Below are 26,222 nucleotides of genomic sequence, written 5' to 3'. Positions count from 1 at the left end.
TATTTTATTATTGATATAATAAATACGGCGCTCTTTGCGCCTTAAACTGGCTCACACCATGCTGCCAGGTTGCGCTTATTTCATCTGCAGTTTTACCATCAATGATCATCTTTCTTAACTTATCAGTCCCCGCTAGTTTATCCATAAAGCTTTCTGATGTGAAAAATTCAGCATCGCTTGCTTTAAATAAGGTATACCACTGAATAAACAAACGTAAATCTAAGCCTTTTACCTCTGATTGCCTTAAATCTAAGCCGGTAAGCTTTTGGTCCATTAACTTAGGTTTAACTGCAGCACCTGGCATAGAAACCGGTGTAAAATTAAAGTTTCCTGTAAAATGTTGATTATGACCTAAGACCTGAAATGGAAAGTCAGTGCCTCGGCCTAAACTTACATGGGTTGGTTCAAAAAAGGTCAATGAGGGGTATAACTGTATCGCCTGATCGTTCGGTAAGTTAGGGCTCGGTTTTATCGGTAAAGAATAGCGACTATTTCGCGTATAGTTTTTTATTGAAACAACCTGTAAATCGAGCGTTTTTTGGGTATTAAGCCACCCCTCGCCCTTAATCATCAATGCTAATTCACCTAAAGTCATGCCATGAAGAATAGGGATAGGATGCATACCGACAAAAGATTTAAAACGCTCTTCTAAAATAGGGCCGTCTACAAATTCTATATTTGGATTAGGTCGATCAAGAACAATAAACTTAATGCCAGCATCTGCTGCAGCTTCCATCATATAATGCATTGAACTTAAATAAGTATAAAAACGAACACCAACATCTTGAATATCAAAAAGAATAACATCTAAATCTGCTAATACTTCTATGGAAGGTTTTTTATGCTTCCCGTAAATGGAAATAATCGGCAACTTAGTTCTTGCATCAATATTATTTTCAACCGTAGCACCCGCGTCATGGTCGCCTCTAAAGCCATGCTCCGGAGCAAAAATAGTCTGAACATTCACCTTTTTACTAAGGAAAAAATCAACTAAATGTTGACCATTTACTGATGATGTTTGATTAACAACTAAGCCAACCTTTTTATCTTTTAATAAGGGTTGATATAAATTCCATTGATCAGCAGCAACAATAACCGACTGTGATTGACTGCTAAAACTTAACAATACGGCAAAAAAGGCCGAGTATTTAAGCACTAAAGTAAAAAATTTCATATTAATTATCATGCTTTGATTTCTCTACTGCTTTTCTTAAAAAGCCATCATTTTTATTTAATAAAGATTTTGCCTCATTGATTGGTAATCCCGTCAAAACAAGTAAAATAGCTAACTTCGCATTATTATCAGCATTAGCTAACGCTTGAGTTGCGGTATTAAAATCACAAGCACTGGCTTGCATAACAATACGTATAGCTCTAGCTCTTAACTTTTCATTACTTGCATAAACATCAACCATCAAGTTTTCGTAGCTTTTACCTGTTTTAATCATACTCGCAGTGGTGAGCATATTTAGGATAAGCTTCTGTGCAGTACCTGATTTAAGTCGTGTAGAACCCGTTAATGCTTCTGGCCCGACTTCGGCACAGATTGAAATATCAGCAACATTCAATAACTCTGAAGCTCCATTACAAGCGACACCAATGGCTTTTGCACCTAGTTCTTTTGCATACTTTAATGCCGAAATCGTATAAGGTGTTCTTCCACTTGCAGCAATACCAACCACAACATCATCTTTAGTTAGATGCTTTTCTTTAAGTTCAGTTATAGCGAGAATAGGGTCATCTTCAGCCCCTTCAACTGCTTTATACATGGCACTTTCACCGCCAGCAATTAATGCAATAATTTGATCTGGAGAAACGCTAAATGTAGGCGGACACTCTACGGCATCAAGTACTCCTAAACGCCCACTAGTACCTGCACCAACGTATATCAACCGGCCGCCTTTACCAAAGGCATTAACTATTGCATCAACAGCTAGAGCTATTTCAGGTATTGCCTGTTGTACAACACCTGCAACTTTATGATCTTCTTTATTTATTGATTTTAAAAGATTCGTTGTGTCTAATAAATCTAAATCCATGGTATCAGGATTACGTCCTTCTGAAGCCATGCTTTGTAATTCTTCAATTAACTTTGTTTGTTTATGATTCAAATGGCTATTCATAGGGTAAATTCCTTTTTTATTTCACTATTTAACAACTGTTTTGCTAAAAAGCATGCCCCATCCAATGCATCACCTTTCGGTGGAATTAACATTTGCTGTATTAAGGGATCCAAATAAGGTTTTGTAGGCATCGACAGCCCTCCAAGTAAAACTACCGGTAATTGTTGGCTTTCTCTAGTGTCATAAATGAGCTTTTCAACATTTTTCACATGCTGTGATAAAATATTTTTTGCTACAGGGCATGTGTCAGCAAATTCGAAAACCAATGGTGCTAAACGTGCAAAATCTACAGGTTTAGCGATTGTTGACCAATCAATAATTTTATCCTTCCCTCCAGGGATTTCACGACAAACAGCTTTTCCTAATTCACTAATAACGCAATTATTTTCTTCTATTTCTGCTAACAGGGTTTTAATAATTAAAACACCTAATTTAGCACCGCTACCATCATCGCCGACCGTAAAGCCCCAGCCTCCCTTCAAAGTACTATGACCATCAAAAGCTAATGTAGCTCCAACAGATCCTGTCCCTAAAGAAACTACTGCAACTGGTTCGCCTGAATTAGCACCAAATAAAGAAGTTTTAGCGTCGGTACACAGTTCAAAACAATAAAAGCCTTCAGATAAACTTTTTGTGAATTGTTTAGCTTTATCTGCATTGCCTGCACCAGCTAAACCTAATACGATCGAAATATCAGCTTTGTTTACGCCTGATAGCGTTAAAAGCTCTTCAATTAACACTTTGCATGTGTTCAAGGCTAAATCATAATCATTAGTTAATGAAGAAGCTCCACCACTTGCCTGCCATTGTTGGTGTGTTTTTATGTGTTGTAATCTAGCAATTGTTTTTGTACCACCGCCGTCAATACCTAACACATAATTAGCCGGCTTAATTGTTGAATTCATCATTTTTGCTCCACGCCGGAGTTAACTGTATTAAGTGCTGATTTATTTGAGCCACTTAAACAAACCAAGAAAGATACAACAGCACCTATGCATAACTGCCAAGTAAAACCTAAATCAAATAATAATTCTTCTGGTAAAACTATAGACATAACATAAGGTTGAAAGAATAAAGTAATAAAAAAGCCGATAATAAGCGCTAAAAGCACAGACGTTCCATTACCGCGTTTGGTAAATAGCGCCGTAAAATATACTCCAAGAAGACCACTATAAGAAAAAACCATCACACTTAATGCAAATTTTAATAACGGCATATCAGTATAACGCTGCCAATAAAAGCAAAGTATCGCCATGAAACATAAGATAATAGCAACTAAGGCCATACCAACTTGTCCCGCTTTAACATAATGGATCTCTTCCATTTTCCCCCCTTGTTTTTCTTTAAAGGGACGATAAATGTCATTTACAATGACTGAAGACATAGAGTTTAAGCCAGAATTTAATGTTGATAAGGCAGCGGCAATAATACCTATGGTAACTAATCCACGCACACCTGCCGGTATTTCATTGAGTACGTAATACATAAAAATAGTTATTTTTTCACCTTGGAAGCTCTGTATTAACTCTCCACTTGATGAAATTTGCATGATGTCTGGACGTTGATAAAAAATAAAAAGTAATAAACCGATAACAATGAACAACAACATTACCGGTATCACTAAAGCAACAGACATTAACATGGCTTTATTTGCTTCTTTACTATTTTTACACGTTAAAATACGTTGCGTCATATCTTGATCTAAACCAAAAGCGGCAAAGTTTAACAATACAAAACCGGTGATCGCTGACCAAAAATTAAAAACACCTGCAGAAGAAAAGTCCCAATCAAATTTGAACAATGTTAATTTAGAAGCGGCGTTAGGGGCTGGGTGTTGCAGTGCATCAATGATTTGAGAAAAGTTTCCAGGGATAGCTTGATAAAGAAAATAAATAACAAAAACTGCCGCACTAACGTATACAGCGCATTGAATAACATCACCATAAATTACAGAGCGTATCCCTCCAAAAACCGTATATAGCAGGCCTGCAACTGTTAATACAATAGTAGCGATAATGACACTTTCAGCATCAATATTACCAAATAAGATCATCGATACAGCTAAAGCAGCCATATATAAACGTGCGCCACTAGCAAAAATTCGACCAAATAAATACATCAAACCTGCTTGCTTTTTAGCGGCGCTCCCCATACGTTTTTCTAATAATTCATAAACCGTATAAACCTTATTTTGATAAAATTTGGGGATCAAAATAATGCTAACTAAAATTGCAGCTATGACTGCACCGACATTAGTGGCTAAATATGAAAGATCTCCCTGATAGCCTTGATCAGGCCCACCTAAAAAAGTGGCTGCAGATTGGGACGTCGCTAAAACAGATATGGCCACCATCCACGTAGGAATAGCATTACCTCCTAGGAAGTAATCATTTGTATTTATAGATTTTTTACGATTAAAGTAAAGACCAGAACCGATTAACAATGTGCCGTAAAGACCAAAAACTAGCCAGTCTAATCCGGAGTATACTGAAACCATACGAAATTAATCCAAATAAAAAACACAGTAAGAATAAATTATTCCAACATTAACATGTAAATGCAATTAAATATAACAAAATAATGACTTATCCTGTAATATTTACACCTTTACAACTCTTAAATATCAATTAACCCATCAATTGATTCGATCCCTAGTCCCGGTAAGTTATTTAATTTAATCGTTGATTGATCAAATAGTACACCACCTTTAACAGGGTCAAAACGGCCTAATGAAGGGCCATCTAGGTCTATTTTAGTAATAGTACTAGATTTAGCTGATGCTAAATGCGCCGCCGCAGACACAGCAATACTGCCCTCAAGCATGCAGCCTATCATGCACTCTACTTGATAGGTTTTAGCTATTTCAGCGATTGCAATAGCATTAGATATACCACCGGTTTTCATTAGCTTTATATTAATAATATCAACACATTGATGGGTAATAAGCTCAATCACTTGCTTTGGAGAGAAGGCACTTTCGTCTGCCATTATCGGTGTGTTAACTCTGTCGCTAATATATTTTAGACCTGCAAAGTCGTCCGCTTTTACCGGCTGTTCAACCAATTCTAGTTGAATGCCTGATTTTTCAAAAAGTTGGACAGCATAAACCGTTTGTTTAGGACTCCAGCCTTGATTCACATCCAAACGCAGCAGTGCCTTGTCGCCAACGACTTGATTAATTTCTTTTACCCGTTCGATATCATCAGTAATATTATTACCAATTTTTATTTTTAAAATATCAAAGCCATTATCAATCGCCAGCAAAGAATCGCTGATCATTTTATCGATATTATCAACGCTAATTGTGATATCTGTACGCAGCGTATTAGAACCACCACCGAGTAACTTATACAAGGGCGCCTTATACATTTTGCCCCAAAGATCATATACCGCTATTTCTAAAGCCGCTTTTGCACTGGAATTATTAACCATGCTAGTTTGAATTACATGAATGATCTCATTTAAGTTATCTATTTCCATACCGCAAAGCTTAGGTTTAAAAACTAAGTCAATGGCGGCAATGATTGATCCATGAGTATCACCCGTTATTACCGGTGTTGCAGGAGCAGAACCATAACCAATTTGCCCTGAATCCGTTTCTATTATCACTACTAAATCTTCAATATTTTCAACTGTTCTCATTGATGTTTTAAACGGCGTGATCAAAGGAACAATAAGTTTTGCAAAGCGGATGTTAGTAATTTTCATGTTTTTTCCTCAACAGGCAAAAAGAACCTTTAGCGTATTGTTTAATTTCTAATTCGCTTAATATTGTAAATTCTATCAAGGTAACTTGTAGATTTAGAAAGTTGTAACGGCAATAAAGGCGTAACGGAAACACCATTTAATGTGCCACGATAATATTGGTTATTTGCATCAAAGTATGCCAAACCTTTCACGTCATGAATCACATAAGGTTTACCCTGCTCATACCCTAGAAACATAACTACATGACCAGGAATGTATATTAAATCACCAACTTCCAATTGACTAAGCGCCGCTAGTTTTTCTGCATTGGATGATGATTTGTCAAAGTCTTTATTAAACCCATAACGACCTTTGCCCTGCTGTCCTGAATTTCTTGGCATTAGTATGCCAAAGGTTTTATATATCTCTCCAACAAAGCCTGTACAATCACGCGCATTATAATCATGCCCCCAACCATAGCGCTCTCCTAAAAACTTAAAAGCTTGTTTGATTATATTCTCTTTAGTAAAAGCTAAATAGCCAATATTCACATCCTGACTTCTAGCAATAAGTGCTAAAGAAAAAGTTAACTGACCTTGTTTATTTCGAATGGGAAGTTTAACCACATGTGATGCGAAAGGGTTTTGGCCATATAATTGCCCCTTTAAATCCGCATGAGACATCAAAGGTAACTTGACCCCCATATCTAATTGCACTTCAGATATGTCATTGTTATTAGGTACATAATTAGTAAAAACTTTATCGCCAGTAACCACAATAAATTGCTTTTGTTGAACAAATTCAGAGATTTCTTGTTTAGAACCAACAGCAATAGCGTGCTTTGGTACCCAAGCCAGATAATTGTAATTTCTTACTAATAACCATTGCTTATCTGCACTTTCGTGAATTATCGCAACCGCTTCGCCAGGAAATACGCCGGTTTCTTGAAAACGATCGAGATCTGTATCCATACCACTGTTAAACACACGATCCGTTGTTGGGAATGTTCTTAAAGAACTACGCTTTACGACAAGCCCCCATTGAGTAGTGTAATTTTCTTTAACGTTAGCTTTGTTTAAATTAGCTAAATACACATCAAAATGATTCTGCTGTAATTGTGTTCCATCACGGTAATATCGTTTACTACTTGGTACAGCGCTGATTTGATCAATTAAACTTAGCACTAGTTGTTTAGGTAGATTGTCATCCATTGATAACGGATCTATAACTAAAGAGGAGTTATTGAAGAGTTGTCGATTAAATTGACTGATGGCTTCTTCATTCATTATCACTTTGCTATGACCAGTGCGGCCTTGCCAATATGAAGGATGTAAATGTGCTTCAGTTATACCAACAACATCTGAAACTTGCGCAGTATTAGAAACATGATTTACCTCAGCGTGCTTTACAGTATTAACACTGCTACACGCTGATATATGTATTACAGCAATAAAAATAAATGCTAAGTTAAATAAGCGATTACTCATCATTAATCCTAATTAAATCCTAATTCGTTTGGGTTATATCGAGATTGGCAAAACGCCCTTTGCTACTCTTTGTCCGGTAATTATTTGCGCTAAGCTGTGATAAACAGCCCCCGTTTCTTCTTTAGAGCCAACCATTTGATAAGTTTTACCATCGAAGCTCGCTAACACCCAATCAGCTACTTGCTGAAACTTAGCTAAGTTATATGGCGCTTGAAGTGAGATAAAGACACTATTGAGCCTTTTTTCTTTGGCATACTTTAAAACAGTAAGTGTTAAATCTGCATTATTCATGTCACGGCTTACATGCCCTGCAACTATGTCTACGGCTTGACCTAATTCTACGGCGGTTTCTTGGTTATCACTTGCTACAATAATCAAATCACTATTATCAATTTCTTTGAAAGTGGTTGATAAATTTATCTCTTCTAAGCTTGATGTTGTTATTAACCAAGATTCATTCCCTAATTGCGCTGAAATATTATTAAGGGCGCTCGACATTGCATTAGCTTGCGCTTGCTTTGGAAAAACTAAATGAATTTTTTGCGCAGTCTGTAGTTGTTTAGGTATCTCTTGATTAGGCTTAATTTCTACAATAGATTCTTGCGCCAATAATTGTTCTTGTAGTCGATGTTCTTTAGTGGCTAGGGTTGCACTAGCATGTGCTTCTTTAGTTTCAAGATCATCTTTAGAAAGGTTTATACTTGTTTCTTTTAAAGCAATAATACGTTCAGCTGAAGCCGATACTTGTTCTAACGATAATTCGCCCGAAATAACTTTATCAACCAATAGATCAAGTAATGCTTTAAATTTAGGAATATCTGAAGGCTGTCTAATACTCATTGGCATCATGGCAATATCAGCTCCTGCATTAAAGGTATGAACCACAGCTTCCTCTTGTGTAAAGAAATCCGAAATGCCTGCCATGTTTAATGCATCGGTGATCACAACCCCCTTAAACCCCATGCGTTTTCTTAACAAGTCAGTTAAAATCTCTTTCGACAAGGTCGCTGGTTTAATCATACTTTCACCATGACGATTCATTAACAAAGAATCATCAAGCGCTGGATATTGAATATGTGCGGTCATTATCATTTTGACATCGCTATGATCAATTGCATATTGAAAAGGTAATAAATCAACCGCATCAACCACCTCAAAGGAGTGATTCACTTGAGGTAAGCCAGTATGACTATCAACATTAGTGTCGCCATGACCGGGGAAGTGTTTGAGCGTTCCTATAACCCCCTTAGATTGAAGTCCTTCAAGCATAGCGCTACCGAGTTTTGCTACTACTTCTGGGTTTTCGCCAAATGAACGAACGTTGATAACAGGGTTATTTGGATTAATATTTACATCAACATCTGGTGAATGATTCACATTAATGCCTAATGCTGAAAGTTCTGCGCCAAGCACCTCTCCCACCACAGTTGCATAGTGAATACCATGATTTTCATAGGTAGCACCAACAGCCATATTACCGCTAAAAGAGGTAGCAATAGCCCGAGGTAATCTAACAACGCGTCCGCCTTCTTGATCAACAGAAATTAACAAGGGCTTGCCATTTTTAGCAGATAATGCAGCTTGCTGTAGATCTTCAGTTAATTTAAGTGTTTGTTTTATATCAGTGAAATTTTCAGCAAATAAAATAATTGAGCCTAACGAAGTATCACTAATCAAGTTTTTTAAGTCATCATGTAAAGCAGTAACTGGCGTAATACATTTTTTTTCATCTTTAAAATCTACAAGTTCACTTGTATCTGCACAATAATAACGAATATCTAGCATGATTTTTTGCGCTATTTTTTCTGCAATATCATTTCTTTCTAATTGCCCTTTGAACCAGATAATTAGTATTACCAATAGACCTAACATTACGGCTAAAATGATCTTGCCATTAAAACGATTTAACATATTTCCTCGCGAATATTGTAGATTTTATAAAGCTATTTTATGAGTTAAAGCAACATTAATTAATTGGCTATACGAGTGAAATTTAAATCATCGTAATCAAAGCTTGCGTCTGTATCATCGTTAAGAGGTTCCATCAGCAATCCAATAACCTTGTTATTTTCATCGGTAGTAAATCGTGCAATTGCATCACCTTCTAGACTTCTATCGTCATACCAAACAATAAAGTCATGAGCTTCTCGCTCTATCATTTCTCCAATTAATTTCTTTGATTTCAATGATTGAAAGTGTAATTGCTTATTTTTGATAGAGACTTTGATTTGACCAAACCAAGGATCTTGATAAATACCAACATAGGATGCTAATGGTAAAAGTACACTTGCTCTTGCTGGCTTCTTGTTGCGCTCTAGTTGAGATGCGGCATTAGCAGCATTTAATCTCGCAATTTTCTTTTGCTGTCTATCAAGTTGAATAGCTAACCAATCTTTTTGTTCAACATCCATAAACATTTGCAAAATACTACTCATAATAGTGCCACGCGCGTAATACGAGTTTTGATTAATTAATACGATCACTCCTAAATCTAGTTCAGGGATCAAAGTGATGTAAGCGAGGTTTCCTGATAGGGTTCCGGTATGAGATACACGTTTATAGCCATGCATATCAGCCAAGCCCCAACCTAACCCATAAGATTTAAAGTTGGTATTGTCATATTTTTTTTCATTTTTAGAAACAGATAATATGGTATGCGGCTTCCACATGGTACGGCTTTGCTCTTCACTGAAAAGCTCAAAACCTTCCGCAGTAGTACCTCGATTTAATTGCACATCTACCCAAGTCAGTAAGTCTTGAACACTGCATTTAATACCACCAGCAGCAGCCATAACACTATCTTTATGGTAAGTTTGATTACGTTTAATGATCTCAATTTTTTCGTTTATCAAGCCATGAGGTTGAGCAATATTATGCATGTCTTTTTGAGGAACAGGGCCTGCAAAACAACGTTTCATACCTAAAGGCGACATAATGTTTTTTTCAACAAACTCTTCCCACGACATGCCGGTGATTTTAGCGACAATTTCACCAGCAACGATGTAAAGCAAATTGTCATAGGCATATTCGCTTCTAAAGCCAGATGCAGGTTTTAAAAACTTTAAATTATTGATAATTTCATCACGACTAAATCCAGCGGGTTCCGGCCACAACATTAAGTCGCCAGCAAATCTAGCTAAACCACTTCGATGCGTGAGTAAATCAGCGATAGTAAACTCTTTTGTTACCCATTCATCATAAAGAGCAAAATTGGGGAGTATATCAACAACTTTACTATCCCAACTGAGTTTGTTTTGATCAATTAGTATGGCTAAAGCTGCACTGTTAAAGGCTTTTGTCGTTGAAGCAATTTTAAATAATGTATGTTGGTTAACAAGATCACTCTTGTTAATATCTTGCACCCCATAACCTTTACTTAATAAGACTTCTCCATCTTTAATCACTCCAACGGCAGCACCTGGTACTTTAAAAGTCGAAAGTGTTTGTTGTATCAAAGTATCAATTTTTTCTTCATTAAATTGGTTTACTTGTGCATATACCGACTGCGAAAAAGACAGTAATGTCGTCGATATTAACAAAGGAATAATTTTCATAATCTAGTACCTGTAAAGTTACTTATTCTGATAAAACGCTCAATAAAAGTAATCAACACTTACAAAAAAGCAATGCCATAAAGTGTATAAAGAATTAATGTTAACGCCCCACCAAATAACGCGTAAGGTAGTTGCGTTTTAACATGCTCTAACAGTTCGCATCCTGATGCGATAGCTGAGACCGCTGTTGTATCTGAGATTGGTGAACAATGATCACCAAATACACCACCGCCAAGAATAGCGGCAATAATAAACGAAGGTGGTAAACCTAACTCTTGTATTAAAGGCACACCAATTGGGATTAATATTGCAAATGTTCCCCAAGACGTGCCGGTTGAAAAGGCAATAAAAGCGCCGGCTAAAAATAACATTGGTGCAATTAAGAAAATAGGTAAAGAGTCTCCAACTATTTGAGCAACGTAAACCCCTGTGCCTAATATTTTTAAACTTGCGCCTAATGTTAACGATAAAAGCACAATAGTCACTAATGGGAGTAATTCACCCATACCATTAAAACCAATTTTAACCAGTTGATGATGCGTAAATCTTTTTGAAGAAAGCATCATTATATAAGCAACTAAACACGCGGATACGGTTGCGTATAACACAGATTTAGATCCACTGCCCGCAGATAGCGTCCCGTCACCGGTCCAAAACATAAAACCAACCATACCAACTACCATGGTAATTAAAGGCACGAACATAAACCTTGCCTTGGTAGGTTCGAATTCATGCTTTTGTTCTATCTCTTTAACGGCTGAAGATTGCGAGCGAGCCAATGGGCCATGTAAATTACCGGTGAAAGCGGTATACCACACCATCATCAATGCAATAATCGGGTAAAAATTTAATAATATAGTGCCCCACATTACCTCTGCGGCACTTTGTTCAAATTCATAGTTACTTAATAAGCCTAAAACGAAAGCTCCCCAACCATTTAATAAAACTAAAATACAAATAGGCGCCGCGCTGCTATCTATAATATACGCGAGTGTTGCTCGGCTCATTTTATAACGATCGAACAAGCCTCTTGAAACAATACCTGCCGTTAACACTGACAAATTACTTTCTATAAAAATAGCCATACCTGTAAAGTTAGCCATAAATGCAACTTGGCGTTTATTTTTTCCTAACCCTTTTGAAATAACGTATTCAACCATAGCGGTAACGCCGCCAGAGTGGCGCATATAAGCTAATACGGCACCAATGATCAAACTAAACATAAGGATCCGGGTATTACCTGGCGAGCCGAAAATATCAACAATGCGTTCAAAAGTGCCGATAGCACCATGAAAAATCATTCCTCCGCCAAATTCAGATAATAAAAGCTCTGAGGTAAAAATAGCCAATAGCAATGCTAAAATAACTTCTTTTTTCCATAACACAATGACTACAGCAACAATTGGAGGTAATAACGAGTACCATTCCATATTTAACCCTCAAGACAAATTTTTTAACCTAGGACATACTTACAAATATTAATAGATTATTCAACAATTAAAAATAAATAGTAATTTTTTATTACAAACTTAGCGCTTTGCGAACTATGCGTACTTTATTTAGGCAAATGTTTCCTGATAAGCGAAAACACCTTGACTCCCACCTGTATGGATAAAAAGTATATTGCTATCTTGCATAAACTTATTTTGCCGGCATAAATCAATTAACCCAGCCATGCCTTTCCCTGTATACACAGGATCTAATATAAGCCCTTCGTTTTGCGCACAAAGATTTACCGCCTCGATCATTTCTTTATTAGGAATTCCATAACCTTTGCCGTAATAATCACCATTTGCAAATACGCGCTTTTTAGCTAAGTTTTTATCCAATCCAAGTAAAGTTAATGTTTTTTCTAATAATTCAGTGACCAATGTAACTTGCTCTGATGCTGAACGACTAACACAAATTCCTAAAACAGGAATATCAATATCAGCTAAGATTAATCCTGCGAGTAAACCTGCTTGTGTGCCAGCACTTCCGCTAGCAAGCACGATGTGATCAAGTGTGATTGATTGCGTTTGTATCTGAGTTATAATTTCGCCTGCACATTGCACATAACCTAAACTACCAATCTCATTAGAGCCACCTACCGGAATTAAGTAAGGCGTTTTACCTTGCTCGCTCAGTTCGCTCATTAACGCCTTGGTATAATCAATACTCTTAAGGTCATCAGGAACTGTATGAATATTGGCGCCTAATAAATGGTTTAATAATACATTGCCATTTTTATAATAATCAGTTTTTGGTGTGCCCTGCACATCTTCTAAAACTAACTCACAATTTAAACCAAACTTTGCTGCGGCCGCCGCCGTTTGTCTTGCGTGATTTGATTGTATACCACCAACAGTTACTAGCGTGTCTGCATTATTGGCTAATGCATCAGCAACCAAATACTCTAACTTTCTTGTTTTATTGCCACCTCCAGCTAAACCAGTACAATCATCCCTTTTAACATAGAGATTTCGATTAAGTAACGCTGACATTTGAGGCATGTACTCTAACGCAGTAGGAGCATGTGTTATGGTGACTCTAGAAATAGTGTTTAGTATTGTCATTAATTGTTAACCTTACCTATTAAAAGATAAATTATAAATACATGAGCATTGTTAATCATGTAATAAAAAAATACTATAAAATTCTAAATTTACGAAAAAATAGTAATAATATTGCTTTGCTGCAGGTTGCTATTTTGTTATGTTAAAAGAAAAATAGGAATAATTATGATTGATAGACGCGCCTTTGTTAAAGCAATGATAACTTCTGCTATTGCCACCAGCTTTTTACCTAATATAGTAAATGCTGAAGTAAATAGCAGTGTAAACCCAAACGCTATAATTAAACCAAAACGTTTAAAAGCAGGTGATACGATCGGCTTAATCGCTCCAAGTAGTAATACATGGGAAGATCAAGAAATCCATTTTGCTATCGATGTGTTAAAATCCTTTGGTTTTAAAGTAAAGCAAGGCAAATACATATTCCAACGTAATGGTTACCTTGCAGGAAATGATCAACAGCGAGCTTGGGATATTAATGACATGTTCCAAGATAAAAGTGTTGATGGCATTTTTTGTTTACGTGGCGGTTATGGTTCACCTCGAATACTCCCTTATTTAAATTATGACGTAATTGCTAAAAACCCTAAGGTGTTTATCGGTTATAGTGATATTACAGCCTTATTAAACGCTATTTATACCAAAACAGGTTTAGTCACCTTTCATGGCCCCATTGCTAAGCAAAACTTTAGTGAATATACCTTGCAAGGTTTTAAAGACGTTTTATTTACACCTAAAGCTAACCTAGATCTTGGTACACCACCTTTATTTGAACCCAAAGAAGGTCAAGCAGAACAAAAAAATAGGCTGACATTAGTCACCAAAGGCAAAGCAAAAGGCAGGCTAATAGGTGGTAATCTATCGTTAATGGTAAAACTTGTAGGTACACCTTTTGAACCCGATTATACCGGTAAAATTCTATTCCTCGAAGATGTTGAAGAAGCGCCCTATCGTGTCGATGGCATGCTAACGCATTTAAAAATAGCAGGCCGACTAGATAAACTTGCGGGTATTGCTTTTGGTAAATGTACAGACTGTACCGCACGTGGTGATTCACTCAGTATTGAAGAAGTCATTAAAGATAGATTGGGTGATTTAAATATTCCTGTTTTAAAAGGTGTAATGATTGGCCATATTAAAGATATGTCTACGATTCCTGTCGGTGCAATGGCAATGCTCGATGCTACCAATAAACGATTAGTATTAACCGAAACAGCGGTTAGTTAGGAGTCATTATTGTGCACACGTTACTTTTTGCTTTATCAAGTGCTTTAACCTTTCCTCAACAGCCAAATATCTATTTAGAAGTTGTTGGCGATAATAATTCATCACAAGATTGGGCTTTTTTTGCACCACATGAAACAGAGTTTGTTGCTAATAAATATGTAGCTGAACAAATCGTTAAAAAAGGGGGCGTTTTTGTCGTTTTAAGACAAGAAGGTAAACGCCTTGTTACATTTGATATTGACCATCAAAAAATCAAAATTGACCCCAATAGAATGTTTACTAAGATTGGTAGACTTGCTAGCCTCAAAAAATCAAATCCTAAACACCGTAAAAATGTATCGTTAATCAACAAAGCCGAAAAACGTGCAGAAGCGTTAAGCCAATTTGTGTTAGATGCATTAAGTGGTGAAAAACCACCGTCGACAATTGTCGCTATGCATAACAATAGCAATGGCTTTGAAGGCGATGGCAAAAATGGTATCGGTAACGTGTCTATTATTCGGTATCAGACCAAGTTAGCATCTGGTGCCCAGTATTTGATTGATACGGCTAGTGGCACTGATGATGAAGACGATTTGTATTTTGTGACAGATAAAACTGATTTTAATAGCATGAAACAAAACGGTTGGAATGCCGTATTGCAAAATCCGAACGTAGCAACGGATCCTAATGAAGATGATGGTTCTTTATCTGTCTATTCAGAAATGAAAGGTTATCGATATATTAATATTGAAGCTGAACGGGTTACTCATGGTTTTGGAGAAGATCATTTATCTAAACAAATTGAGATGGTCGATTATACCTTTTCATTATTAGAAAAGGAGCAATAAAACTCCCCTTGATAGTATTTATGCTGATTTTAGCTTAATTCAAATGCTAGAGCATTTATAATAGCCTTATAACCTAGGTTTCAATTTACCCACTGACCTAATCCTTAACAGATTAGGTCATAATTTACATAATAGTACATTCGCTTTATTTACCTAATATGTTTAATAACAAAAAGCGTCGCTTACAATTATGCTTATTATGCTGCTCTTGTAATAAAGCGATAACCTTTAGCTTTTACAAGTCAACAACACGTATTCCATTGTATTACCCCAAATACCTAAAAATTCGAAGAGATATTAAATTTTAAAAAATTCAATATCCTCATTCAATTTTACTGATAAGTTTTGTAAATGACTTGCTTGCTCAACATTCGCTTGTAAAGACTCAGTCGTTTCTTTAGACATATCATCTAACGCTCTAACAGAGTCTTTTATACCATCAATGGTTGATTGTTGCTTACTTGTTAAGTTAACTACTTCTAAAACATTTTCCATTGAGCTATTTGCTTGTTGCTGAATTTGATCTAATAACTCACTTGCTTGTCTAGTTAACACTAAACCTCGTTCAACTTTTGGCACCGTTGTTTCCATTGCACTAACAGATGCTTCAGTGTTGGTTTGCACTTGAGAAATCATAGTTTCAATTTCGCCAGTTGCATCACCCGTACGTTGCGCTAACTGCCTAACTTCATCCGCAACAACTGCAAAGCCTCGTCCTGCTTCACCTGCCCTCGCCGCTTCAATCGCCGCATTTAAGGCAAGTAAATTAGTTTGATCAGAAATAGAGCGAATGACATTTAAAATGGTACCAATTTCTTTTGCCGTGTCATCCAGTAGATTAACTTGTTGGACAGTATTGGCTACAGTAGTAGAGATATCTTCAATTTCATTCGCAACTTTTAATACAGACTCCCTTCCAGACATTGATAACTCAACGGTTTCTCTAGAATTATTTTCGGTTTGATGAACAAGATTTACTATTGATTTAACCCGATCACCCATTTGTTGTAATGACGTAACAACAAATGAAGTATGCTTTATTTGCTTTTCGGCTAAATCTAATGAACTAATTGACGATTGCGTTACTGTTTCAGCGCGGTCTAATAGCTCAGAAGATGAGTGAGTAATATTATTAACAATTTTTTTCAATATGCTCTGCATACTAACAATTGAGCCCATAATACTGTGTTCAAACTTGGTTAATATTGAACCAGTTAAATCTCCTTGGGCTATATTTGATATGAAAGATTGCGCTACTATAGGTTCTCCACCTACAGACTGTTCAATACGTTTTAAAATAAAATAGGCTAAACCACCACCAAGGACGAGTGCCGCTAAAGTTAAAATAATCATCCAATTTTGAAATCCACTCGCCACTTTTCGAGCTTCAGCGGTAGCAACTTTATTTAAACGTTCTTGATAATCAATAAATTCATTAATGGTATTTAACCAATCAACAAAGGCTGGACGGGCTTTTTTTAATAGTATGTCCATTGCCATAGTTTGATTATTCTGCTGAGTATATTTGATCACATCTTCTAACAGTCCAACAGCATTGGACTCTATCGTTTTAATACGATTATAAATTTCAACTTCTGTTTGATTCATTGACATATCAGCTGAAAATTCATGTTCAAGCGCTTGGGCTGATTGTTGATAAAAGTTATCAAGCTGATTAATTAAACTTAATATCTCGTTCAATTCATTTTGATTTTGAACAAGTACCACATCCCTTAAGGCAATAGCTCTATCGTGAACACTTCCCCTAAAATTAATGGCATAACGTTGTTTTTTAGAATTAACATCTGTTATCTGAGTCAAGGTATCATCTATGGTATTAACTCGAAAAATCCCCATTGAGGTTAATAACGACATCATTAACAATAACGATCCAAAACCAAATAACAATCGTGTGCTCATTTTCATCTATAAGGCTCTCATAACTTCTATTTATAAAAACATCATGTATATGATGTCGCGACTTTTTATATTACTCTATGGAACTTGTTAACTTTGAAAGTAAATAAGGGTTAATGTTAGTAGACCTTACAAACAAAAAATTTATTTCATTGATTTATTTATGATTAACTCTAAATTAAAAGCACTACCAACCTTGAATAAGGTAACAAAATTAAGGTGTTGCCGTTATTTGTTCTGTAATGAAGTTTAGATAAAAAATTACAGTGTAGTGCTTGCTATTATTTGCGAGTGCCTTGCAACAGCCTATCTTATTATCAAAACTCAGTAATTGCGTATTTTTTACAACCCAAGAATACTCTGTTCAAAATATTAGAGATTTAACAATAAATGCCTTGCATTCACTTTGTCGCGTGCGATTAATTGAACTTTAAAATCAAACACTTACATAAGGTGTTATTGCTTCAATTCAGGTACTTTTTTAAGATTCAAGTCAGTTAACGAGGCACGGATATTAGTCATAAACGTTTCACCAGGATCTGTTTTCACCGTTAAATAATTAGGGTTCACTTCTTTCCATAAGGGATGCTTTGAAAAGTTACGGTATTCATGATGACCAATGACATATTCTATCGGATACGCTTTACTCAATTGCTTAATCAATTCGATATTAGCTGTTAATTGCTCAGCCGTTAAAGGTAAATTGCTACCATTACCAACATTTTCTATTCCGATTGCACTATGATTTAAGCCAATAACATGACGAGCAAAAGTGGTGTTTGGCAGTAATTGATAAATAGTGCCGTCGCGGTCAATTAGATAATGTGCCGATACATTTAATTGACTTGCACTGCTAATTTTACTTCTAAAGCTCGGTAACATTGGCTTGTAAAAGGCATTAAAGGATGCTTCTAAAGTAGGTATAGCGGTCCAGTGAACCACCACCATTTTTGGGGTTATCTGAGCTTTATCCATTTTCATATTATAGCGGGTACTTAAATACTCAAGGGAGAGCTCTTCCCTTTTAGCGTCGTAAATAATAGGTTTTTGTATAATATTAAGTTGACTACTGACTTTAGGAGCTTCTTTAACTGGCGAGTTGCACGCCATTAACACTAACAATAACGTTATCATCAAAATGTATTTAAAAATGACCACAATATAATTTCCTTAATCTTACGATGAATTAAAACTAAAGCCTGGTAAATGTTAAACCTGTTGAGCTTAATATTAGCAATATTGCCTATTAGCAACGAATAAAACTTGAATGTGATGAGAAATAAAAATATATTATTCCTAAAGACATAAAACATAGTAATTATTTAGTAATGAAAATACAACCTCATATCTCTTATAAAGACAATACCATGCACATGGAACAAGTATCCATTACAGCAATTGCGAAAGTCATACCAACCCCCTTCTATTGTTATTCTGCTTCAGCTATTAAAGACTGTTATTTAGACTATAAAAATGCCTTTAGCCAACAAGACACTTTAATATGTTATGCCGTAAAAGCTAATTCTAATCAGGCTATATTAGCATTACTTGCTAATTTAGGTGCTGGTGCAGATGTTGTTTCAGAAGGTGAAATTAGACGTGCATTAAAAGCAGGGATCTCTGCAGATAAAATTGTATTTTCTGGGGTTGCTAAAAAAGAAAGTGAAATTATCTTTGCCTTAAATAACAATATTCTTCAATTTAATGTTGAATCTGAACCTGAGCTAACATTAATCAGTGAAATAGCAAGCAAGTTAAATAAAGTAGCGGCTATTTCTATCAGAGTTAACCCAAACGTCTGCGCAAATACCCATGCAAAAATTACCACTGGTAAGTCAGAAAACAAGTTTGGTATTCCAATAGCAAAAGCTAGAGAAGTTTATAAATATGCAGCATCATTATCCGGCATTAAAGTACAAGGTGTTGATGTTCATATTGGCTCGCAATTAACGGATTTACAGCCATTTGAGCAAGCATTTGCTAAAGTAGCTGAATTTACCACTTTGTTAAAGTCCGATGGACACGATATCTCAGTAATTGATGTGGGTGGCGGATTAGGCATAGACTATGATGAAAATGAAACACCGCCAAACAAAGATGCCTATGCGGCGCTAGTTAATAAGCAATTGGGGCACTTAAATTGCAAAATAATTGTAGAGCCCGGCCGGTCAATTGTTGGAAATTCAGGTGTACTCGTTTCCACTGTGGTATACGTTAAAAAAGGCGAAGAACGCCAATTTCTCATTATTGATGCGGGAATGAATGATTTAATTAGGCCCAGTATGTATGACGCCTACCATCAAATAAAACCCATTAACCACACTAATGATAAAACCGAATGTTATGACGTTGTTGGTCCGGTTTGTGAAACTGGTGATACATTCACCAAAAATAGAGCTTTGCCGACAACACAAGCCGGTGACTTAGTTGGTATTCTAAGTTGTGGTGCCTATGGTAGCGTTATGGCTTCAAGTTATAATACCCGATTAGCTGCGCCAGAAGTTATGGTACAAGACGACCACTTTTCAGTCATTAGAGCTCGGCCAACCTACGACGATATCATCAATCAAGATACAATCCCCGAGTGGCTTTAGCACAATAAGATAATAGCTTAATGCTATCGCTATTTAGTTCAGCGATAGCATTATTATTTAAAGTAAATACCAATTCGTATAAACAATTAAGAACGTCCTTATTTGAATTGATATAAAGCGTTTGCTTTTATAAATGCTTCAGTGCCTTTAAACTCATTTTTAATACTTTTTCTTCAATTGCATCAAGCGGTATTTTACTTTCTGGTTTAGCAGGATCATCTCCTACCCCTGTAATTAATGCAATAAATCCATCTCCCGTTAATGGATCAAACCAAAACTGTCCTAATAAACCATACGCAGATCCTAAATGGCCATAAAAGAGATGTTCTTCATTAGATAATCCCCATTTTTGCAGATCGATGATATGAGTAGATAATCCATAAGCCGTTTTCATCCCCATGGTAGACAAATCATCTAATGGGCTTTCACCACCAGTATGCCCATTTTTTTGGCTGTTATCATACTGCCAAACAGGGTCTAACATCAGGGACAAGACTTCTTTTGATACTACTTGATTATTGTTTTTATTAATAAATAGTTGCATTAATTTGGCAAGATCTTTAGCCGATGCTCTTAAACCACCTTGTGGAGAAAACAATGTTGGATTACTACCTAACTCATAGTTAGACAAATGAGATAAATTTGGACGTTGAGAACGCTTGTATTTTTCTCCGCCATAAAAGCACATTATTTCATTGCCATCGACCTGAGGGATCCAAGGGCCATTTTTATCCCAATAATCCCCCCCCTTTCCTCTTCGAAAAAGAGTGGCAAGTTGCGTGTATTCATCTTGAAATAGATCACAAGCATTAAAACTCACCTCTAAATTCAATGGTTCAAATAATGCCTGTTTAGCAAATACATCCATTCTTAAACCACTAACATTTTCAATAACCCCTGCAATCAAACCAAAGTTTAAGTTTGCATAGGTAAAATACTCTCCAGGGCCTTGATTTTCTTTATCAGCAAAATGTCCATTATGATTAGTATGCTCAAAGAACACTTGATAATTTTTACCATAAGGTAAGAAGTACTGACCATTATCACGTATTGACGAAACATGAGCTAAAACGTGTTTGATGGTTATTTTTCGATTGGGAAAGTTTGGGTTACGTAGCGTAAAACCTAGATATTGAGAAATATCTTCATCTAAATCAATTAAACCATCATCGACTAATGTCATTAATGACATAGTTAATACAAACTTTGAAATAGACGCTATGCGTACTTTATGATCAATACTTAATGGTTGTTTATCACCCGAAGATGTTATTGACGCAAAACCTTCTGCATGTTCAAAAACAATATTTCCATTTTTAACAAGTACTAATTGTAAACCCGATATTTCAGTTGGTGCTTTATCAATATTAACCAGATCAAACATTTGTTGTTTAACTATCTGATAGTCATCAACCTTGTTATCTATAGCCGAACAAGCTGATAATAAGCAAAAAAGTAGTAAGTAATTAAAGACTTTCATAAACTAAACTATTCCCATTTTATAAAACACAATCAGACCTTAAATATAATTTGTTTTTGATAAAGCTTATAAAAGACTAGATAGCAAATACAACAAAAACTAAAAGCGAACAAAAATGACCCAAAGGTTGGTGATATTATCTGGCTAAAATACTGATGATATAAGTGCCCCTTAAGACTAGTATTTCCTACAGGGATCATTAACAGAATACGTGCAAGTACACCTGAAAATACGAAAAAACCTATCGCATTGACGCCAAAAACAACAAAGGGCGCACTCCACTTTTTATAGCCCTTTATATCAAGTAACCATATTAAGCCCGCTAACATAATACACGCCCAAGCAGAAGTCACTAGAACAAAAGAAGATGTCCACAATTGTTTGTTAATAGGCACAATAACACTCATTAAATACCCTATGAACAACATTCCTACACCATAGGTAGCAAGAGTTTTCACTTTATTTAACTTTTCTAACTTAGCATTATTTAATACATTGGCAACAAGTATCCCTGTGATCGCAGATGCGACAGCAGGTATAGTACTTAATAAACCTTCGGGGTCGAAAGCAAATGGCTGCGCATTTTTATAATATAAGTGTTGACTGCCTATCACTATATTATCTAACCAAGCTGGTAAACTATTGCCAAACGCTAACTCGCCAACGAACTTATTACCAGCACCATCGTAATAAGGCACAAAGGCATTAATAGCCCAATAACCTATTAATATACCGATTAAAATTATCTTTTGCGCTTTTAGGTTTGTATAAAAGGCAATGTAATACGTAATAATGTAAACAAGTGCTAAACGCTGCAGAACGCCCATAAACCTTATTTTATATAATCTATCCTCTAACCAGCTAAACTCAGCCTGTTGAAAGTTAATATAAAAAAGAAATAAAAATAAACCTAAGCCAAATAATTTAAGGGTACGTACCCAAATTTTTGTATGTTGAATAGGAAATGATTTAGCTCGTTGGATTACGATACCAATTGAAATCCCCATCATAAAAACAAAAAAAGGAAATATTAAATCAGTAGGGGTAAGTCCATGCCATTGGGCATGTTTTAAAGGCGCATAAATATGTGACCAACTTCCAGGGTTATTCACTAACACCATTGCGGTAATTGTTATACCTCTTAACACATCAAGCGCTAATAAACGATTTTCATTACAGCGTGATAAAACTTTTTCTGTATGGTGAGTAAAAAACGCCATTAAGCTGATTCCTTTGTGTTTATTAAACTATTGTTACTGTTAAGAGAAATTATATCGTCTATTTTCGTGAAGGAATTTTTTACAACTTAATGTGCTGCTTAAATATTGGCAAAAATTCATCTTTACGGTGGCTCACTAATAGCATAGTGCTATGTTTTTGCTCTGCTAATAACTCTAAAAAGTTAAGTAGTCTATGACGATTAAGTTCATCTAGCCCTTGAGTAGGTTCGTCTAATATTAATAAGTAGGGAGACTTAACCAACGCTCTAGCAATTAAGGCTAAGCGTTGCTCGCCATAACTCAAACTTTTAAAGAGTGTACGTTGTTGCCCTAACAAACCTATTTTATCTAACCAATGTTTAGCTATTGTTATTGTCTGTTGTTCCGGTTGTTGATACAGGCCTATAGAATCATAAAACCCAGAAAGAACAACCGTTAATAAATCACAATTTACGCGATATTGTCGATGTAATTCCGCACTTACAATGCCCATATCTTTCTTCAATTCCCATATGCTTTCACCTGAACCTCTTTTGTGACCAAGCACATGGATATCATTACTGTAACACTGAGTGCAATCTCCAGTAATAAGTTGCATCAACGTTGATTTTCCGCTGCCGTTTGCACCAGTAATCAGCGTATGTTGTAAAGGCTTAATGCATACATCGAGATCTTCAAATACATTCACCCCATTGTAATGCACTCGCCCTTTATTGAGTTTAACTAAATAAGGATGCTTGTAATCATCAAGGTGCTGAATATTCGTTGGCCAACTAACATCATCTGATGGTGGCGCTAATAAGGCATCAAGTTGACGTTTAGTTTCTTCACTTTCAATATCGCCAAGCACATTAAATTGCCCTCGCTCAATAAAAGCTACATTAGTACACCACTGTTGAATATCTTGACGATTATTCAACATCAACAACACAGAAATACCAGTTTCAGATATGCCTTTTAATGCGGCTGACAAAGCAATACAAGAGTCTTCATCTAAACTATCAAATGGGTTATCACAAATTAACAGCTCAACTCCCTGAAATATCGCCTGTAAGATTAAAAGCTTTCTCCCCTCTCCTGTACTTAATTGTCTATACCCAGTATTTAAACGATGTCGTAAACCGAATTGTTCAATAAGGTTACTATCTAGCTTACTTTCAGGAAGAAAATCTTTCGCTAACGTACCAATACCATCTGGCGCTAATAATAACTCTTGCTCATAAATTTTTTGCTGGCTTTCAAAAGACACTACTGAAATTTTATCAACACTTGGTATGATAAAATTCCCTACGGTTGTTGGTTGGATCTTCCCCGTGATAAGTTGAATTAACTGCTGCTTACCCGCACCATTTTTACCTAAAACACACCAGCTTTCACTTTTCCCCAAGTACCAGCTCTTTACTAATAATTTTTCATGTTCAAAGTGTGTAATATTTATCATTAAAATAAACCATAAGGGGTTAGCGCTAAATCATCTTATGAAAAAAATAATATCACTAAAACAACCGCATTATATTTTCATTCATTAAAATATGTTCTGCAAAATTAAAACAAACATTTTTATTAAAGAGTTTTATATTCAACTATCTATGCTTAAAAGCACTCACTTTAGCATTATAAACTGCATAAGACGTGGCTAGAAGTAAACAAATTGCTGCTGGTACAAATAAAGCATAAATATGATAAAGGCTAAATAAATATGCTCCGCAGGTGCCACCTACAATAAAACCGATGATAATCAGCAGCAATAATATAGCTTTACGTTGATCAAAGGTTTCTCCTCTAAACTTTGCCCCAATCATAATACCTAAATCAGTAAAAACGCCGGTTACATGAGTTGTACGTATAATAGCCCCACTATAAGTGGTTGCTAGGGCATTTTGTAAGCCACACGCAGCCGACGCTAAATAATGCCCGTTTAAAGAGTCTTGAGTAAGAAAGTAAATAGCAGTGACTAACAAAGCAGCCTCTAAGTAAAGTAGCGCGCTATAATTACGTCCTAACTTTAAGGCTTCACTACGTAAAAAATAACCTGAAATAGCAGATCCAATTAAAAAGCTGAATAGAATAATCAATAAATGAAGGGCATCAATAAAGGTTGAATTGAGCATACCGGTACCCAGTAAAGTAGCAATACCTGATAAATGTGAGATTGATTGATGTTGAAAACCCAGTAAGCCGATTGAGTTAACTATTCCAGCCACCAATGCTAGTATAAATGCCCCATACTCTACCCATCGAGGTAACTTTGATATCATTGATTTCCTTAAAAAGTTATATACAGCCAATCATTAAATTATGGAGTTAGTATATAATTTATTCATCAAATATTATATGGCTAGATCATTGATATTAAATCATAAGGGTGAAAAATTAGATGATGGCTTAATTGTGTTACCTAAACACTTAATTTTTAAATTAAGTGAATGCAAAGAAAGTTATCAAGAAATAAATACAGAGAATTGCGACCTATTTTAACAATAGATCGCTGTAGTAACCAGTCACTAAATTAAAGTGTATCAGGACCAACACGAACAATCACTTTACCGAAATTTTTCCCTTCGAGTAAGCCGATAAAACCGTCGACAGCATTTTCTATCCCCTCAACGATATGCTCCTTATCTTTAATTTTGCCTTCATTAAGCCATTGAGACATTTGCGAGCTAAATTCACCATAACAATGACCGTAATCATCAAACACAATAAACCCCTGCATTTTGGCTCGTTTAATTAATAACATGCCCATTAATGATGCTAGACGATCAGGGCCTTCCGGTAGTTCAGTCGCATTATATTGTGATATCAAACCACATAATGGAATACGCGCACAACTATTAAGTAAAGGCATAACTGCATCAAAAACTTTACCTCCTACATTTTCGAAATAAACATCAATACCTGATGTAGCCGTTGATGCTAATTGCATAGAAAAATCGTCAGCGTAATGATCTAAACAATAATCAAAGCCTAATACATCCACTGCGTAAGCACACTTTTCTTGCCCTCCCGCAATGCCTATAACGTTACAGCCTTTAATTTTTGCAATTTGGCCAACTAAACTACCAACAGCTCCAGTTGCAGCAGCCACTACGATTGTTTCGCCAGCTTTAGGTTGGCCAATATCAAGTAAGCCCATATAAGCAGTTAACCCCGGCATACCTAAAACACCTAAAGCCTTTGATGGTTTTGGCATATTCTCAGGTAACTTAAGTAAGTTTTCGCCATTCGAAATAGCGTAATCTTGCCAACCAGTATATGCAACGACCCAGTCTCCTTTGCGATAATCATCATTAAGAGATTCTTCAACACGACAAACAGCACCGCCAACCATAACATCACCTAGTTCCACAGGGTCAGCATAAGATTTTGCGTCATTCATACGCCCCCGCATGTACGGGTCAAGGGAAAGGTAGACTGTTCGTAATAAAAGTTCTCCTACTTTTGGTGACGGCTTTTCACTATATATTAATGAAAAATTGCTCTGAACAGGAGCACCAAATGGACGCGATGCCAATAATACTTGGCGATTTGAGTTACTTGATTGTGTCATT

General features: G+C 36.0%; 20 protein-coding genes. 3 read left to right on the top strand and 17 right to left on the bottom strand.

Annotation, left to right across the window (positions count from 1 at the left end; translation table 11 throughout):
* Positions 1–7 precede the first annotated feature (7 nt).
* The 10 genes from IE155_RS15150 to IE155_RS15105 form a co-directional block, all read right to left on the bottom strand.
* Positions 8–1,183, bottom strand: coding sequence for an exo-beta-N-acetylmuramidase NamZ family protein (locus IE155_RS15150; RefSeq protein WP_373295377.1), 1,176 nt, complete (start codon positions 1,181–1,183; stop codon positions 8–10).
* Positions 1,176–2,123 carry an N-acetylmuramic acid 6-phosphate etherase gene (murQ, locus tag IE155_RS15145; RefSeq protein ID WP_189379092.1) on the bottom strand — a complete coding sequence of 316 codons (948 nt, stop codon included), beginning with the start codon at positions 2,121–2,123 and terminating at the stop codon, positions 1,176–1,178. The genes IE155_RS15150 and murQ overlap by 8 nt, the downstream gene beginning before the upstream one ends.
* Positions 2,120–3,031: a glucosamine kinase nucleotide-binding domain-containing protein gene (locus tag IE155_RS15140; protein WP_189379091.1), complete on the bottom strand. Its 912-nt coding sequence runs from the start codon at positions 3,029–3,031 to the stop codon at positions 2,120–2,122. The genes murQ and IE155_RS15140 overlap by 4 nt, the downstream gene beginning before the upstream one ends.
* Positions 3,028–4,620, bottom strand: a complete 1,593-nt coding sequence (locus tag IE155_RS15135) for a sodium:solute symporter (RefSeq protein ID WP_189379090.1) — start codon at positions 4,618–4,620, stop codon at positions 3,028–3,030. Before IE155_RS15135 ends, IE155_RS15140 begins: the two co-directional genes overlap by 4 nt.
* 119 nt (positions 4,621–4,739) lie before the next feature.
* Entirely contained in the window at positions 4,740–5,831 is a 1,092-nt protein-coding gene (locus tag IE155_RS15130; protein ID WP_189379089.1) for a dipeptide epimerase, read from the bottom strand.
* Between the two features lie 41 nt (positions 5,832–5,872).
* Positions 5,873–7,297, bottom strand: a complete 1,425-nt coding sequence (locus IE155_RS15125; protein ID WP_189379088.1) for a C40 family peptidase — start codon at positions 7,295–7,297, stop codon at positions 5,873–5,875.
* Positions 7,298–7,330: 33 nt separating this feature from the next.
* Positions 7,331–9,208, bottom strand: coding sequence for a glycoside hydrolase family 3 N-terminal domain-containing protein (locus IE155_RS15120; RefSeq protein ID WP_189379087.1), 1,878 nt, complete (start codon positions 9,206–9,208; stop codon positions 7,331–7,333).
* Between the two features lie 59 nt (positions 9,209–9,267).
* Positions 9,268–10,851, bottom strand: a complete 1,584-nt coding sequence (locus IE155_RS15115; protein ID WP_189379086.1) for a serine hydrolase — start codon at positions 10,849–10,851, stop codon at positions 9,268–9,270.
* Between the two features lie 59 nt (positions 10,852–10,910).
* The gene (locus tag IE155_RS15110) at positions 10,911–12,281 is read right to left on the bottom strand and encodes a Na+/H+ antiporter NhaC family protein (protein ID WP_189379085.1); all 1,371 of its coding nucleotides are present in this window, start codon (positions 12,279–12,281) and stop codon (positions 10,911–10,913) included.
* A gap of 129 nt (positions 12,282–12,410) precedes the next feature.
* A complete protein-coding gene (locus IE155_RS15105; protein WP_189379084.1) occupies positions 12,411–13,406 on the bottom strand; it encodes a D-cysteine desulfhydrase family protein in 996 nt (331 codons plus the stop codon).
* A gap of 165 nt (positions 13,407–13,571) precedes the next feature.
* Here IE155_RS15105 and IE155_RS15100 point away from each other — a divergent pair, with 165 nt between their 5' ends.
* Together IE155_RS15100 and IE155_RS15095 are read left to right on the top strand one after the other, a co-directional pair.
* Positions 13,572–14,630 carry a S66 peptidase family protein gene (locus IE155_RS15100; protein ID WP_189379083.1) on the top strand — a complete coding sequence of 353 codons (1,059 nt, stop codon included), beginning with the start codon at positions 13,572–13,574 and terminating at the stop codon, positions 14,628–14,630.
* A gap of 11 nt (positions 14,631–14,641) precedes the next feature.
* Positions 14,642–15,460, top strand: a complete 819-nt coding sequence (locus tag IE155_RS15095) for a hypothetical protein (RefSeq protein ID WP_189379082.1) — start codon at positions 14,642–14,644, stop codon at positions 15,458–15,460.
* A 297-nt stretch (positions 15,461–15,757) separates the two neighbouring features.
* Here IE155_RS15095 and IE155_RS15090 read toward each other — a convergent pair whose 3' ends face one another.
* Complete coding sequence (locus IE155_RS15090; RefSeq protein WP_189379081.1) at positions 15,758–17,386, bottom strand: methyl-accepting chemotaxis protein; 1,629 nt, start codon at positions 17,384–17,386, stop codon at positions 15,758–15,760.
* Between the two features lie 447 nt (positions 17,387–17,833).
* Complete coding sequence (locus IE155_RS15085; RefSeq protein ID WP_229817358.1) at positions 17,834–18,535, bottom strand: N-acetylmuramoyl-L-alanine amidase; 702 nt, start codon at positions 18,533–18,535, stop codon at positions 17,834–17,836.
* 170 nt (positions 18,536–18,705) lie between these two features.
* Here IE155_RS15085 and lysA point away from each other — a divergent pair, with 170 nt between their 5' ends.
* Positions 18,706–19,971 (top strand): diaminopimelate decarboxylase, encoded by a 1,266-nt coding sequence (gene lysA / locus IE155_RS15080; RefSeq protein WP_189379080.1) that lies wholly within the window; start codon positions 18,706–18,708, stop codon positions 19,969–19,971.
* A 127-nt stretch (positions 19,972–20,098) separates the two neighbouring features.
* Here the strand turns inward: lysA and IE155_RS15075 are convergent, their stop codons facing one another.
* The 5 genes from IE155_RS15075 to curA all read right to left on the bottom strand — a co-directional run bounded on the left by IE155_RS15075 (position 20,099) and on the right by curA (position 26,221).
* Positions 20,099–21,451: a serine hydrolase domain-containing protein gene (locus tag IE155_RS15075; RefSeq protein WP_189379079.1), complete on the bottom strand. Its 1,353-nt coding sequence runs from the start codon at positions 21,449–21,451 to the stop codon at positions 20,099–20,101.
* A gap of 32 nt (positions 21,452–21,483) precedes the next feature.
* A complete protein-coding gene (locus IE155_RS15070; protein ID WP_189379078.1) occupies positions 21,484–22,671 on the bottom strand; it encodes an acyltransferase family protein in 1,188 nt (395 codons plus the stop codon).
* A 79-nt stretch (positions 22,672–22,750) separates the two neighbouring features.
* Complete coding sequence (locus IE155_RS15065; RefSeq protein WP_189379077.1) at positions 22,751–24,112, bottom strand: ATP-binding cassette domain-containing protein; 1,362 nt, start codon at positions 24,110–24,112, stop codon at positions 22,751–22,753.
* 142 nt (positions 24,113–24,254) lie between these two features.
* Complete coding sequence (locus tag IE155_RS15060; RefSeq protein ID WP_189379076.1) at positions 24,255–24,929, bottom strand: YoaK family protein; 675 nt, start codon at positions 24,927–24,929, stop codon at positions 24,255–24,257.
* 251 nt (positions 24,930–25,180) lie between these two features.
* Positions 25,181–26,221: an NADPH-dependent curcumin/dihydrocurcumin reductase gene (gene curA, locus IE155_RS15055; protein ID WP_189379075.1), complete on the bottom strand. Its 1,041-nt coding sequence runs from the start codon at positions 26,219–26,221 to the stop codon at positions 25,181–25,183.
* Position 26,222: the final 1 nt, after the last annotated feature.

It is taken from the genome of Thalassotalea profundi, from assembly GCF_014653195.1.
Classification (GTDB): domain Bacteria; phylum Pseudomonadota; class Gammaproteobacteria; order Enterobacterales; family Alteromonadaceae; genus Thalassotalea_B; species Thalassotalea_B profundi.
This window is presented reverse-complemented; position numbering and strand designations above follow the sequence as displayed.